Source organism: Rhodococcus sp. ACPA4 (genome assembly GCF_002300185.1).
Lineage (GTDB): Bacteria > Actinomycetota > Actinomycetes > Mycobacteriales > Mycobacteriaceae > Rhodococcus_F > Rhodococcus_F globerula.
In genome coordinates this window covers 315,874-329,227 of sequence record NZ_NSDY01000001.1, presented here as the reverse complement: position 1 = coordinate 329,227, position 13,354 = coordinate 315,874, and the positions used below count along the sequence as shown (strand labels likewise).

Genomic DNA, 13,354 nt, shown 5'->3' with positions numbered 1-13,354 from the left:
ACCGATGCGCACGCGAGCTCCCCAGCAACAACCGAACCCGGAACCGAACGAAGAACTGAGCATGTCTGAGAACACGTCCCCCGAGACGAACGACCATGGCGATAACGACCTCGACGAGGTCGAGCGTCGTAGCCCGGCATTGATTGCCACCGCCATCGCACTGCCAGTGGCCCTGATCGTCGGGTTGGTGATCGCCGCCGTGGTCGCCGGAAAGAACCCGACGCTCGAACCGGTGGCACTCGGCCCGGTTCCGGCACCCAACGCGGAGTCCGAGACGTGCGTTTCGCTGCTTGATGCTCTCCCCGAGGACATCGGCGACTTCACCAAGGCCGAACTTGTCGAACCCGCACCCGCCGGCGCCGCTGCGTGGCAGCGCAGCGAGGGTGAACCGATCGTCCTGCGCTGCGGACTCGACCGCCCCGCCGAATTCGATCAGGCCGCGGCACTTCAGGTAGTCAACGGCGTCCAGTGGTTCCAGATCTCGGGTACCGACATCGGCCTGGCGGCCAGCACCTGGTTTGCCGTCGACCGCGGCGAGTACATCGGGATCACCGTTCCCGACGGCACCGGCCCCACTCCGATTCAGGAAATCTCGGACACCATCTCTGCGACAATCCCGCAGCAGCCACTCGACCCGGCGCCGATCCCGGTTCCCTGATGTGACACGAGGGGCCGGTAATCCCGGCCCCTGTCCGTCAGCGCAACACGTCCGTCAGCGCAATCCGGTCCCGCGGGCGAGCGCAGTGTCGACCAACGTCGAAAGCAAAGTGCCGTAATCGATTCCGGTTGCTTTCCACATCTTCGGATACATCGAGATGGACGTGAATCCTGGCATCGTGTTGATCTCGTTGATCACCGGCCCGTCCTCGGTGACAAAGAAGTCCACGCGTGAGAGCCCCTGGCAATCGAGTGCGGTGAACGCGCGCACGGCCAACTCGCGAATCTGATCGCTGACAGCCGCGTCGACATGTGCGGGGACGTCGAATTCGCAGACGTCGTCGAGATACTTGGTGTCGAAGTCGTAGAACGCGTCCGAGTCGCCGTCGTCGGCGGGCATCCGGATCTCTGCGACCACACTCGCCTTGACGTCACCACTGGGGAATTCGAGCACACCGCATTCGACTTCCCGCCCGATGATCGCGCCCTCGATGATCACCTTCGGATCGTGCAGGCGAGCATGAGCGATCGCGCCCTCGAGGCCGTCCCACCCGGTGACTCGCGTGATGCCGATCGACGATCCACCGCGCGCCGGCTTCACGAAAACCGGAAGCCCCAACTGCTCCTTCTGCTCGTCGGTCAGTGTCGCCGTTCCCGGGCGCAGGACCACCTGCGTACCGACCGGCAACCCCTCGGCGGCAAGCAGTTTCTTGGTGAATTCCTTGTCCATACCGGCGGCGCTGGCCAGCACACCCGGACCGACGTAGGGAATTCCGGCCATCTCCAGGAGACCCTGGATGGTGCCGTCCTCGCCGTAAGCACCGTGCAGGACGGGAAATACGACGTCGACAGTTGCCAGGACAGAACCCACGTCGGTTCCGTCGAGCGCCAGCAGTGCACCGGAACGCGTCGGGTCAGCAGTCAGTGTCAGCGCCGTCCCGTCCTTGTCGACTGTGGGCAACTCGCGACCGTTGATGGCCAGCGATTCCGGATCGGTGGAACCGAGAACCCAGGCCCCGTCGGCGGTGATGCCGATCGGCACGACGTCGTAGCGTTCCGGATCGAGGTGCGCGAGGACGCTCCCGGCGGATACGCACGACACGGAATGTTCATTGCTCCGGCCACCGAAGATCACGGCTACCCGGGTGCGGCTGTTATTCACGCGTCAAACCGTACCGTCGAATCGACTTCGGCACGCGCTCGGGCCAGTGGATAATTTACCGACCGGACGTCAGTCCACCGAGGGCGCGCTGTATATCCGTCAACAAATCTTCGGTGTCCTCGATGCCGCACGAGATCCGGACAAACCCTTCGCTGACCTGATCTCCCCACCGAGCTCGCCGATCAGCTGTGGTGTGGATGCCACCGAAACTGGTCGCAGAAGTGACAAGTTCACTTGCCGAGACAAAGGAATGGAAAGCCGCCGCGGATTCCAATTCGATGCTCACCAGACCGCCGAACCTGTGCATCTGCTCCGACGCAACGACGTACGACGGATCCGTGTGCAGCCCCGGGTAACGGACGGACATGACAGCCGGGTGGCCGGACAACATGTCGGCGAGCGCCTGAGCATTGTCACAGTGTCGGCCGAATCGCAGGCCGGCCGTTCCGAGACTGCGATGCGCCAGCCATGTTTCGAATGGACCGAGCACCGTCCCGGACAGCAGACGCTCGCGCTCGACCTTCGCGGCTATGTCCGCGTCGGCCGTGGCGATGTAACCCATCAACAGATCGCTGTGCCCGCTCAGCGCTTTTGTTCCGCTGGCAACCACGACGTCCGCTCCCAGTTCGAGGGGACGTTGACCGAGCGGAGTCGGGGTCGTGTTGTCCACCACAAGGATTGCTCCGACGCGATGACACACCTGTGACAACGCCCGCAGATCGACAACGTCGAGCATCGGATTGGACGGCGTCTCCGCGACCACGACAATGCGTCCCGGCAACCCAGACAGCAACTCCGGGAAACTCGCATCACCCATGCCCGTCGTCGACACCTCGCGAACGCCGATGCCCAGTAGAGCCAGGGCTTCCTCCGCGTAACGACGCACCTGGTAATAGCCGTCCGACGGAACGACGACGGTATCGCCGGCCTGAAGCAGGCTGCGCAACGTCACCGTGACGGCCGACATTCCTGACCCTGTGACAACGACGTGATCTGCGCCTTCAAGCATGCCGAGCGCCGCCTCGAGGCCACGCCACCCCGGATTCGATGCCCGGGCATACGTGTCGCTCTCGCTCCCCTCGTCCTCCGAAAGCTGGTACGGCGCAGCGAATACCGGACCCAACTGCATGGGCTGACCAGGGCTGTGCACACTCCCGACGCTGCTCACGCACCGGGTGGAATCGCCGTAGCCGTCTGCTGACGTCATTCCGGCTTGGTCCGCCGGCCGAGCAGTTGGCCGATCGCCTCGCTGACCGCTATCCCCTCGTGGCAGACGCGGTGGACGGCATCGGTCAACGGCATTTCGACATCGTATCCGGCAGCGAGTGCGCGCACGGACGTGCACGATTTCACGCCCTCGGCAACCTGACCGTTGGTGGCCTGCTGCGCCGATTCCATGGAGCCGCCGCGCCCGAGGTGCTCACCGAACGTCCGGTTTCGTGACAGCTCCGACGTGCACGTCGCAACGAGATCGCCGACGCCGGCCAACCCCGAAAACGTGGATGCCTGGCCACCGAGCGCGACGCCCAGCCGGATCGTCTCGGCCAACCCACGCGTGATGATGCTGGCAACAGTGTTGTCGCCGAAACCGCTGCCTGCCGCCATGCCGCATGCCAACGCGATCACGTTCTTGCACGCGCCACCGATTTCACAGCCGATCACGTCGGAATTAGTGTACGGCCTGAAATATCCTGTGGCACAAGCATCTTGAAGCGCCAAGGCACGGGAAGAATCGGTGCAGGCGATGACCGTCGCCGCCGGTTGACGGCTCGCGATCTCGCGCGCGAGATTGGGTCCGGACAGCACGGCGACACGGCCGGGTTCGACGCCGGTAACCGATACGATCACCTGGCTCATCCGCATCAAGGTGCCGGTTTCGATGCCCTTGGCCAGACTCAACAGGGTGGCATTCGGACCTATCGAATCCTTCCACTGCTCGAGGTTCCCCCGCAGCGACTGCGACGGGACCGCCAGCACGACGAAGTCTGCTCCCTCCATCGCTTCCTCGTGACGATCCGTCGCACGAATCGACTCGGGCAGCGCGATACCGGGTAGGTAGTCACTGTTCTCGTGCGTCGCGTTGATCCTGTCGGCGACTTCCTTCCGGCGAGCCCACATCGTCACCTCGGTGCCGGCCTCGGCCATGACCTTCGCCAGCGCCGTTCCCCATGAGCCTGCACCCAATACTGCTGCCTTACTCACACAGTCACCTCGTCTACCCCTCGTGACGTTCGCCAAGACGCCGGTTGTGTTGCGACCCGGCAATGAAATCGCCTGCACAGACTATCGCCCGGACCGAACTCGAGTCGCCAGACGCCCCGGTGAGGCAGGCAGAGACAGACATGTCGGCAACCGACTGGCAAGATCGAAGGATGACCAGTGCGAGGCCGAGCGCAACCAGATCGGAACGTCCGCGCCCGATGCATGCCATTGTCGCGGTGAAGGACCTCCGATCCGCGAAGTCCAGGCTGGCCGCCGAACTCGACGTCGACGCCCGTGCCGATCTTGTTCTCGCGATGCTTCACGACACTCTCACCACGGTTACGGGTGTACCTGCCATCGACGGCGTCACCGTCGTGACTCCGGATCCGACAGTCGCCGCACTCGCGTACGCCGCGGGAGTAAACGTGTACGCCGATCCAGATTCGAGTAGGTCCACCGAGAATTCACTCAACTCTGCCCTCGACGCAGCGGCCACGCACATCCGCACCGAACATGGCACGGTGGATCTTGTTGTCATCCAAGCGGATCTTCCGTCGCTCCAACCAGACGAACTGCTCGAAGCCCTCGACGCCGCCCGCGCCGGTGGCCGTTCCATCGTCGTCGATCACCACGGAACCGGGACCGCGGCCCTGTTCTCGTGTGATCCCGATCTGCCGCTCGATCCACGATTCGGCCCCGAATCCGCGCGTGGCCACACGGATTCCGGCGCCAGGCGTCTCACCGGAGAGTGGCCGGGCCTTCGCACCGACGTCGACACCGCAACAGATCTCGACACCGCCCGCGCACTCGGCGTCGGACCGGCAACACTCGCGTCGCTGACACGCTTCCATCGCGCCACGTCCAAAACGCATTGACCTTTTTCGATCATCAATTGTCGAAGCGCGCAATTGTGGGGGATGATCGACAGGTGAGCAACGGCGAAGCACTCGAGCACCGCAAGTCCGCAAACAACGTAGAGACCACACCGCCAGAACTTGGCGACACCAACACCGCAAAAACCGGTGACGGGCAGCAGCCTTCGACACCGCAGCCTTCGGCGCGACCACCGGTCAGTGGATCGCCGACGCACATACCGAGTGCGCCGCCGGCAGCCACGAAGGCAATTCCCGCAGTCCTTCTCGGTGGCTTACCCGAAGACCGCTACCTCAACCGTGAACTCAGTTGGCTCGACTTCAACGCCCGCGTTCTCGCGTTGGCAGCCGACGAGTCACTCCCCCTCCTCGAACGCGCAAAGTTCCTCGCTATCTTCGCGTCCAACCTCGACGAGTTCTTCATGGTTCGTGTTGCCGGTCTCAAGCGCCGCGACGAAACCGGTCTGTCCGTCCGCTCTGCCGACGGACTCTCGCCGCGCGAACAGTTGGCTCTCATCGCGCAGCGGACACAGGAACTTGCCGACAAGCACGCACACGTCTTTCTCGATTCCGTTCGCCCTGCCCTAGCGGCAGAAGGAATCTCGATCGTTCGCTGGTCCGACCTCAGCGACGACGATCACGAACGCCTCTCGGTGCATTTCACCGAACAGGTGTTCCCCGTTCTGACTCCACTCGCCGTCGACCACGCGCACCCCTTCCCGTACATCAGCGGGCTGAGTCTCAACCTCGCAGTGACGGTGAAGGATTCCCTGACGGGCGGTGAGCACTTCGCCCGAGTGAAGGTTCCCGACAACGTCGGCCGCTTCGTTCGCGTCAAGAGCACCACCTCGTCGATCGACTCGTTCATCCCGTTGGAAGAGCTGATCTCGGCGCACCTCGATGTTCTGTTCCCCGGAATGGAAATCGTGGAGCACCACGCCTTCCGGATCACACGCAACGCCGACTTCGAGGTCGAGGAGGATCGCGACGAGGACCTCCTGCAGGCGCTGGAGCGTGAACTTGCCCGTCGTCGTTTCGGATCACCGGTCCGTCTCGAAGTTGCCGACGACATGACCGAACACATGCTCGACTTGTTGCTTCGTGAACTCGACGTCGACCCCGCCGACGTGATCGAGGTTTCCGGTCTGCTCGACTTGTCCTGCCTCTGGCAGGTTTACGCCGTCGACCGCCCGGCACTCAAGGACGCACCTTTCGTTCCGGCGACGCACCCGGCGTTCGGTGAACGCGAAACACCCAAGAGTGTGTTCTCCACTCTGCGCGACGGCGACGTACTCGTCCATCATCCGTACGACTCGTTCTCCACCAGTGTTCAGCGATTCATCGAACAGGCGGCCGCCGACCCGCAGGTTCTCGCGATCAAGCAAACCCTCTACCGAACGTCCGGTGATTCACCGATCGTCAACGCGCTCATCGACGCCGCTGAAGCCGGCAAGCAAGTTGTCGCTCTCGTCGAGATCAAGGCTCGCTTCGACGAGCAGGCCAACATCAAGTGGGCTCGCAAACTCGAACAGGCCGGCGTGCACGTCGTCTACGGCCTGGTCGGACTCAAGACTCATTGCAAGACATGCCTCGTGGTTCGGCGTGAAGGCTCGACTATCCGGAGGTACTGCCACATCGGTACCGGCAACTACAACCCCAAGACTGCGCGGTTGTACGAGGACGTCGGATTGTTCACAGCCGCACCGGAGGTCGGCGCCGACCTCACGGACCTCTTCAATTCGCTGACCGGCTACTCTCGCAAGACCAACTACCGCAACCTTCTGGTCGCGCCGTACGGTGTGCGCCGCGGAATCGTCGAACGTATCGAAGCCGAGATCGAGCACAAGCTGGCCGGGCGTGACGCTGCCATCCGCATGAAGGCGAATGCACTTGTCGACGAACAGGTTATCGACGCGCTGTACCGGGCATCCAAGGCCGGCGTGCCCGTGGAGATCGTGGTTCGCGGAATCTGCGCGCTCAAGCCGGGTGTACCGGGACTGAGCGACAACATCGAAGTACGTTCCATTCTCGGACGATTCCTCGAGCACTCACGCATGTTCCATTTCCGGGCCGCCGACGAATTCTGGATCGGCAGCGCAGACATGATGCACCGCAACCTCGATCGCCGAGTGGAGGTGATGGTTCAGGTTACGGATCCCAAGTTGGCGAAGCAGTTGGGCGACATCTTCGATTCCGCGCTCGACCCACGCACCCGTTGCTGGGTACTCCATCCCGACGGAAGTTGGGTCGCCTCCCCCGAACACGGCGAAGATGTACGCGAGCATCAACATGCGTTGATGCGCAGTCGCACATCCAGCGGATCCTGACGGTCGCTGCCATGGCTGACAAACCTGTCAAAGCGAATATCTTTGCCGCCGGCGCAGTGTTATGGCGAAAGGCTCCCGATAATCCGGAGGCCGTCGAAATCGCCGTTGTTCATCGCCCTAAATACGACGACTGGTCTTTTCCCAAAGGCAAACTCGACCCGGGTGAAACATTCCTGACGGCCGCTGTTCGTGAAGTGCAGGAAGAAACGTCGATCACCGGCCGCTTCGGACGTCACCTCGGTGGTGTCACCTATCCGGTTCCTGGGCACCGCAAACTCAAGCGCGTCGAGTATTGGGCCGCAGAAGCCGTCGACGGAGATTTTGGTCCGAACAGCGAAGTGGACGTTCTGCACTGGCTTCCGATCGACGAAGTCCCTGACCATCTCTCGTATCCGATGGATCGGATGATCCTGCGCCGCTTTGTCTCCGCACCACCCGATACCCGAACCGTGCTGCTGGTCCGTCACGCAAAAGCGGGAAGTCGCAAGCGGTACAAGGGCGACGACACACTTCGCCCCCTCGAAGCCAAAGGCAAGGAACAGGCCGCGGCCTTGGCGTCGCAGTTACGCATTTTCGGCGCGGACACCGTCTATTCCGCCGACCGAACTCGCTGCATCGAAACTGTGATGCCGCTCGCCGAGGCTCTCGGAGTGGAGATCGGGATCGAACCACTTCTGAGCGAAGAAGGATACGCGGAAGATCCAGAAGCTGCCCGTGCGCGGGTACTCGAGATTGCCTCTGCAGGCGGCACACCGGTCATCTGCAGCCAAGGAGGCGTCATTCCGGATCTGATGGCCTGGTGGAGCGAATCAGCGGGTTTAACACTGCCCTCAGCGCGCAACCGCAAGGGCAGCACCTGGGTTCTCTCGCTCGTAGGCGACCGACTGATCGCGGCTGATCATCTCGACAGCCCGCTCCCGAAAGTCGCCAATTAGAAAAGGGTACTGAAAACAACGCAAGAGGCGCGGCCCGCGATCGTCATCGCGGGCCGCGCCTCTTGCTTTTACTGCTTGCTTTCCAGCGTCAGGCTTTTCGCCCGAGCGCGACTACTTGGAAGCGCGCTTGGCCGGAGCCTTCTTGGCCGGAGCCTTCTTGGCGGCCGGAGCCTTCTTGGCGGGAGCCTTGGCGGCAACCGTCTTCTTGGCTGCGGTCTTGGCCGGAGCCTTCTTGGCGGGAGCCTTAGCGGCAACCGTCTTCTTGGCTGCGGTCTTGGCCGGAGCCTTCTTGGCGGGAGCCTTGGCGGCAACCGTCTTCTTGGCTGCGGTCTTGGCCGGAGCCTTCTTCGCCGGAGCCTTAGCGGCAACCGTCTTCTTGGCTGCGGTCTTGGCCGGAGCCTTCTTGGCTGCCGTCTTCTTGGCTGCTGCCTTCTTGGCTGCTGCCTTCTTGGCTGCTGCCTTGGTGGCCGGTGCTGCTACGCCGCGCTTGACTGCCGGGCCGCTGGCCGGAAGCTTCTGGCCGCCAGCGATAACCGCCTTGAACTGTGCGCCCGGACGGAAAGCCGGAACCGACGTCGGCTTGACCTTGACGGTCTCGCCCGTACGCGGGTTACGTGCGACACGTGCCGCACGACGACGCTGCTCGAAGACACCGAAGCCGGTGATGGTCACGCTCTCGCCACGGTGGACGGCGCGGACGATGGTGTCCACGACGTGCTCCACTGCATCGGTTGCTGTGCGCCTGTCCGAACCCAGCTTCTCAGTCAGAACATCGATGAGCTCTGCCTTGTTCATTGAAATTCCTCCGCAAATAATGGTCCACCGTAGGACCGACTGAGAACTACGGTAAACCTGATAACGGCAAGAGTCTATGTGCCACGCCAATTCTCAATCAACGTAGCCCCGAAATCGTGACCTATTTCTCTTCTTGCCCGCTATCCCCGATTTCCGTTCAGCCCTGGGAAATTTGGGCCGGGAGGGTAGTCGGTTTCCATGACGGCCTTGACTTTTCGAACTCGGAAATCGCCTCTACCTGGCGCAATGTCAGTCCGATGTCGTCGAGACCCTCGAGCAGACGCCACCTCGTGTAGTCGTCAATACTGAAGGGCACCACCGTTGTTCCGGCACTCACTGTCCGGTTCTCGAGGTCGACGGTCAATTCCAGTCCGGGCTGTTCTTCGAGCAACTTCCACAGCAGTTCGACGTCGCTCTGCTCCACCTGTGCGGCCAGCAGGCCCGCTTTTCCGGCGTTGCCGCGGAAGATATCTGCGAAGCGCGACGCGATCACAACGCGAAAACCGAAGTCGGATAGCGCCCAAACGGCATGCTCTCGCGACGAGCCTGTTCCGAAATCCGGACCGGCAACAAGGACGCTGCCCTTGTCGTACGGCGCGTGGTTGAGGATGAAGTTCGGATCGGTGCGCCAGCCGGCGAACAATCCGTCCTCGAACCCGGTGCGCGTCACGCGTTTCAGATAAACAGCCGGGATGATCTGGTCGGTGTCGACGTTCGAGCGCCGCAGCGGTACGCCGATTCCCTTGTGCGTGCTAAAGGATTCCATCAAAATTCTCCTCGAGTGTTAGGTACGTCAGACCAGATCGGACGGTGCCGACAACGTTCCACGGACGGCGGTGGCGGCAGCGACGAGCGGAGAAACCAGATGCGTCCGCCCGCCTTTGCCTTGACGGCCTTCGAAATTCCGGTTCGACGTCGAGGCCGAACGCTCACCAGGCGCCAACTGATCCGGGTTCATACCCAGGCACATCGAGCAGCCGGCCTGGCGCCACTCTGCTCCTGCGGCAACAAAGATGTCGCCAAGGCCTTCACTTTCGGCCTGCGCGCGCACCCGCATCGAACCGGGAACGATCAGCATCCGAACACCTTCTGCGACATGGCGACCCTCGAGAACGCCGGCGACCTCACGCAGATCTTCGATTCGACCGTTGGTGCAGGAACCGACGAAGACGGTGTCGACCGAGACCTCACGCAGCGGCATTCCGGCGTCGAGTCCCATGTAGGTGAGCGCCTTCTCGGCTGCCTGACGTTCGTTCTCTTCGACGATTTCTTCCGGATTCGGAACACGGTCACCGAGCGGCGCACCCTGTCCCGGGTTGGTTCCCCACGTGACAAAAGGCGTCAGAGCACTGGCGTCGATGTGGACTTCGTTGTCGAATTCCGCTCCGTCGTCGGTCTTCAGCAGTTCCCAAGCAGCCACTGCTGCATCCCAGTCCGCGCCGGTCGGCGCGTGCGGACGTCCCTTGATGAACTCGTACGTGATCTCGTCCGGGGCGATCATGCCGGCACGGGCACCGGCCTCGATCGACATGTTGCAGATGGTCATACGCGCTTCCATCGACAGTTTCCGGATCGCCTCGCCGCGGTACTCGAGGACATATCCTTGGCCACCGCCGGTGCCGATCTTGGCGATGACAGCAAGAATCAGATCCTTACTCGTGACGCCAGGCGGCAATTCACCGTCGACGGTGATCGCCATCGTCTTGAAGGGGCGCAACGACAATGTCTGCGTTGCCATCACATGCTCGACCTCGCTGGTGCCGATTCCCATTGCGAGAGCGCCGAAAGCGCCGTGGGTCGAGGTGTGCGAGTCGCCGCACACGACGGTGGTTCCCGGCTGCGTCAGTCCGAGCTGTGGGCCGACCACATGCACGATGCCCTGATCCAGATCGCCCATGCGGTGCAAGCGAACTCCGAACTCTTCACAATTTCGGCGCAGGGTGTCGACCTGTGTCTTGGAGACAGGATCGGCGATCGGCTTGTCGATGTCGATCGTCGGGACGTTGTGATCCTCGGTGGCGATCGTCAGATCGGGACGGCGCAACTTCCGTCCGGCCAATCGCAATCCGTCGAATGCCTGCGGGCTTGTCACTTCGTGGACGAGGTGGAGATCGATGTAGATCAGGTCGGGATTCTGTCCCTCGCCTTTCACTACAACGTGGTCGTCCCACACCTTCTCGGCGAGAGTGCGTGCTTTCTGTGCCATGTCTTCCACCTCTGTACGTAGCCTCGCGTCGACGAACTACGGGCTGGCCCGCCGCGCGTGAAATGTAAGTCCGACAGCCCAACAGTTCTCATGCTGCGCATCAAATTCTCGAAAGTGGATGCTGCTGACCTGTCGAAGATCATGCGCTACTATCCCACTATGCGAGAACTTGGTATCGACCTATGAGACAGCATAGCGGCATCGGCGTGCTGGACAAAGCAATGGGCGTGCTCCATGCAGTAGCCGAGGAACCGTGCAGCCTCTCCGAACTCTGTGCGCGCACAGGCCTGCCAAGGGCCACCGCACACCGCCTTGCCGTCGGCCTCGAGGTCCATCGACTTCTCGCCCGCGACTCCGACGGCCTGTGGTGTCCCGGCCCCGGCCTCGCCGAATTGGCTGCCACTGCCAATGATCCTCTGATCGCCGCGGCGGGGCTCATCCTCCCCCGCTTGCGTGAGATCACCGGAGAGAGCGTGCAGCTGTACCGACGCGAAGGTACGGCACGCGTCTGCGTCGCATCGATGGAACCGCCGACCGGCTTGCGTGACACCGTCCTGGTCGGCGCGCGCCTGCCGATGAATGCCGGCTCGGGTGCCAAGGTCCTTCTCGCATGGGCAGATCCGCAGACTCAGCGCGCGGTTCTGGCCGACGCGACCTTCGGAGAGCGCGTCCTTCTCGAAGTTCGCCGGCGGGGCTGGGCCCAGAGTGCGGCCGAGCGCGAGCCAGGAGTTGCCAGTGTGGCGGCACCGGTACGGGACAGCTCCGGCACTGTCGTGGCGGCGATTTCGGTATCCGGACCGATCGACCGGATGGGTAGGCGCCCCGGCGCACGGTGGGCAGCCGACCTTCTCGCGGCGGCAGAAGCGCTGCACAAGCGCCTGTAATCGAACACGTAATCATGTAATCCGTGCCACAGTAAGAACTTCAGGAGTACCCGCAGCCGAGGAGATCACTGCCGTCATGACCGGAAAACAACGCAGCCAGATCACGATGACGGAGTCCGAAATCTCGGACTTCGTCGAAAAGAGCCGTACTGCAACGATGGCCACGCTGAGCGGCGACGGCATGCCGCACCTCATCGCGATGTGGTTTGCGATCGTGGACGGCGAGATCTGGTTCGAGACCAAGGCCAAATCCCAGAAAGCCGTTAACCTACGACGCGACTCGCGGATGTCGGTCTTGATCGAGGACGGTCTCACGTACGACACTCTCCGCGGCGTCTCGATGGAGGGCGTCGGAGAAATAGTCGACGACCCCGACGCCTTGTTCGCGGTCGGCATCAGCGTCTGGGAGCGGTACACCGGGCCTTACTCCGACGATCTACGACCAGCAGTCGACGCCATGCTCCACAAACGCGTCGCGGTACGCTTCATCCCCGAGCGCACACGGTCCTGGGACCACCGCAAACTCGGAATGCCGGCGATGCCGTTGTCCGGGTCTACAGCTCCCGCTCCTGAAGGCGTAGCTTGACCACAGGCCCAAAATCCAAGGAGCACACAGATGAGCGAGCAGGACAGTACCAATCCGGAATCCGAAACGACGTCTGAATCGGAAACACCGGCGGAGGCCAACAAGCGCAAGTTCCGCGAAGCACTCGAGCGCAAGAACCACAGCAACGCCACTGCAGCCGATCATCGCGACGGTCAGTCGAAGGTCCACAGCACTCATGGTTCCGCTGATCACAAACGCGAATTCCGTCGCAAGAGCGGATAGGCACGCGGCCATCCCGAAGATGAGATGACAATCACCCCAGTCGATTTCGACTGGGGTGATTGTTTTGTGGCGCCACTGTTCACTGATTGAGCGCATAACAAGAAAGACCCTCCGATCAGATGATCGAAGGGTCTTTCTTTTGTAGCCCCGACGGGATTCGAACCCGCGCTACCGCCTTGAGAGGGCGGCGTCCTAGGCCGCTAGACGACGGGGCCAGGACACGCTTTAAGCATGTTCTATTTTTTCGCACTTCAAGAACTTCCCTTTCGGGCTGTTCTCTGGAAGCTCAGCAAGCTTAGCTTGTCTGAGTCCGGCTGCAAAATCGACCGGATTTTCGCTGGGGTACCAGGACTCGAACCTAGAATGGCGGTACCAGAAACCGCTGTGTTGCCAATTACACCATACCCCAAAGGTCTTGCTTGGCCTTGCTCGCTCCGCTTCGCTGTAATGCTTGGCGGCTCGTCTCCGGCCGAAAAGAAGATTAC

Annotated in this window: 13 protein-coding genes and 2 tRNA genes; 7 read left to right on the top strand and 8 right to left on the bottom strand. The window is 62.2% G+C overall.

Annotated elements, in window-relative coordinates; all coding sequences use genetic code 11:
* Positions 1-61 precede the first annotated feature (61 nt).
* Complete coding sequence (locus CJ178_RS01515) at positions 62-658, top strand: DUF3515 domain-containing protein (protein ID WP_045067923.1); 597 nt, start codon at positions 62-64, stop codon at positions 656-658.
* Between the two features lie 54 nt (positions 659-712).
* On the opposite strand, the gene CJ178_RS01510 is transcribed toward CJ178_RS01515, so the two are convergent.
* From CJ178_RS01510 to CJ178_RS01500, 3 genes are read right to left on the bottom strand one after another with little or no spacing between them, the layout of a single operon-like run.
* On the bottom strand, positions 713-1,819 hold the full coding sequence (locus CJ178_RS01510) for a D-alanine--D-alanine ligase family protein (RefSeq protein WP_095885955.1): 1,107 nt from the start codon (positions 1,817-1,819) through the stop codon (positions 713-715).
* 55 nt (positions 1,820-1,874) lie between these two features.
* Complete coding sequence (locus tag CJ178_RS01505) at positions 1,875-3,026, bottom strand: cystathionine gamma-lyase (protein ID WP_095885954.1); 1,152 nt, start codon at positions 3,024-3,026, stop codon at positions 1,875-1,877.
* On the bottom strand, positions 3,023-4,021 hold the full coding sequence (locus tag CJ178_RS01500) for an NAD(P)H-dependent glycerol-3-phosphate dehydrogenase (RefSeq protein WP_033236574.1): 999 nt from the start codon (positions 4,019-4,021) through the stop codon (positions 3,023-3,025). The genes CJ178_RS01505 and CJ178_RS01500 overlap by 4 nt, the downstream gene beginning before the upstream one ends.
* A gap of 170 nt (positions 4,022-4,191) precedes the next feature.
* On the opposite strand from CJ178_RS01500, the gene cofC reads away from it, so the two are divergent.
* The 3 genes from cofC (at position 4,192) to CJ178_RS01480 (ending at position 8,155) form a co-directional block, all read left to right on the top strand.
* Entirely contained in the window at positions 4,192-4,896 is a 705-nt protein-coding gene (gene cofC / locus CJ178_RS01490; RefSeq protein WP_033236612.1) for a 2-phospho-L-lactate guanylyltransferase, read from the top strand.
* Positions 4,897-5,111: 215 nt separating this feature from the next.
* The gene (locus CJ178_RS01485; RefSeq protein ID WP_230590374.1) at positions 5,112-7,220 is read left to right on the top strand and encodes an RNA degradosome polyphosphate kinase; all 2,109 of its coding nucleotides are present in this window, start codon (positions 5,112-5,114) and stop codon (positions 7,218-7,220) included.
* A gap of 11 nt (positions 7,221-7,231) precedes the next feature.
* Positions 7,232-8,155, top strand: coding sequence for an NUDIX hydrolase (locus tag CJ178_RS01480; RefSeq protein WP_095885953.1), 924 nt, complete (start codon positions 7,232-7,234; stop codon positions 8,153-8,155).
* A gap of 111 nt (positions 8,156-8,266) precedes the next feature.
* Here the strand turns inward: CJ178_RS01480 and CJ178_RS01475 are convergent, their stop codons facing one another.
* The 3 genes from CJ178_RS01475 to leuC form a co-directional block, all read right to left on the bottom strand.
* Entirely contained in the window at positions 8,267-8,950 is a 684-nt protein-coding gene (locus CJ178_RS01475; protein WP_033236577.1) for an HU family DNA-binding protein, read from the bottom strand.
* 157 nt (positions 8,951-9,107) lie between these two features.
* Positions 9,108-9,716: a 3-isopropylmalate dehydratase small subunit gene (gene leuD / locus CJ178_RS01470; RefSeq protein ID WP_033236578.1), complete on the bottom strand. Its 609-nt coding sequence runs from the start codon at positions 9,714-9,716 to the stop codon at positions 9,108-9,110.
* 27 nt (positions 9,717-9,743) lie between these two features.
* Positions 9,744-11,156 carry a 3-isopropylmalate dehydratase large subunit gene (gene leuC / locus CJ178_RS01465; RefSeq protein ID WP_033236579.1) on the bottom strand — a complete coding sequence of 471 codons (1,413 nt, stop codon included), beginning with the start codon at positions 11,154-11,156 and terminating at the stop codon, positions 9,744-9,746.
* Between the two features lie 182 nt (positions 11,157-11,338).
* Between leuC and CJ178_RS01460 the strand changes: the two genes are divergently transcribed.
* The 3 genes from CJ178_RS01460 to CJ178_RS01450 all read left to right on the top strand — a co-directional run bounded on the left by CJ178_RS01460 (position 11,339) and on the right by CJ178_RS01450 (position 12,869).
* Positions 11,339-12,040 carry an IclR family transcriptional regulator gene (locus CJ178_RS01460; protein ID WP_033236580.1) on the top strand — a complete coding sequence of 234 codons (702 nt, stop codon included), beginning with the start codon at positions 11,339-11,341 and terminating at the stop codon, positions 12,038-12,040.
* A 76-nt stretch (positions 12,041-12,116) separates the two neighbouring features.
* Complete coding sequence (locus tag CJ178_RS01455) at positions 12,117-12,626, top strand: pyridoxamine 5'-phosphate oxidase family protein (protein WP_033236581.1); 510 nt, start codon at positions 12,117-12,119, stop codon at positions 12,624-12,626.
* 30 nt (positions 12,627-12,656) lie between these two features.
* Positions 12,657-12,869 carry a DUF5302 domain-containing protein gene (locus tag CJ178_RS01450; RefSeq protein ID WP_033236582.1) on the top strand — a complete coding sequence of 71 codons (213 nt, stop codon included), beginning with the start codon at positions 12,657-12,659 and terminating at the stop codon, positions 12,867-12,869.
* 142 nt (positions 12,870-13,011) lie between these two features.
* Here CJ178_RS01450 and CJ178_RS01445 read toward each other — a convergent pair.
* A tRNA-Glu gene (locus tag CJ178_RS01445) sits at positions 13,012-13,084 on the bottom strand.
* 122 nt (positions 13,085-13,206) lie between these two features.
* Positions 13,207-13,278: transfer RNA gene (locus CJ178_RS01440), tRNA-Gln, on the bottom strand.
* Positions 13,279-13,354 lie beyond the last annotated feature (76 nt).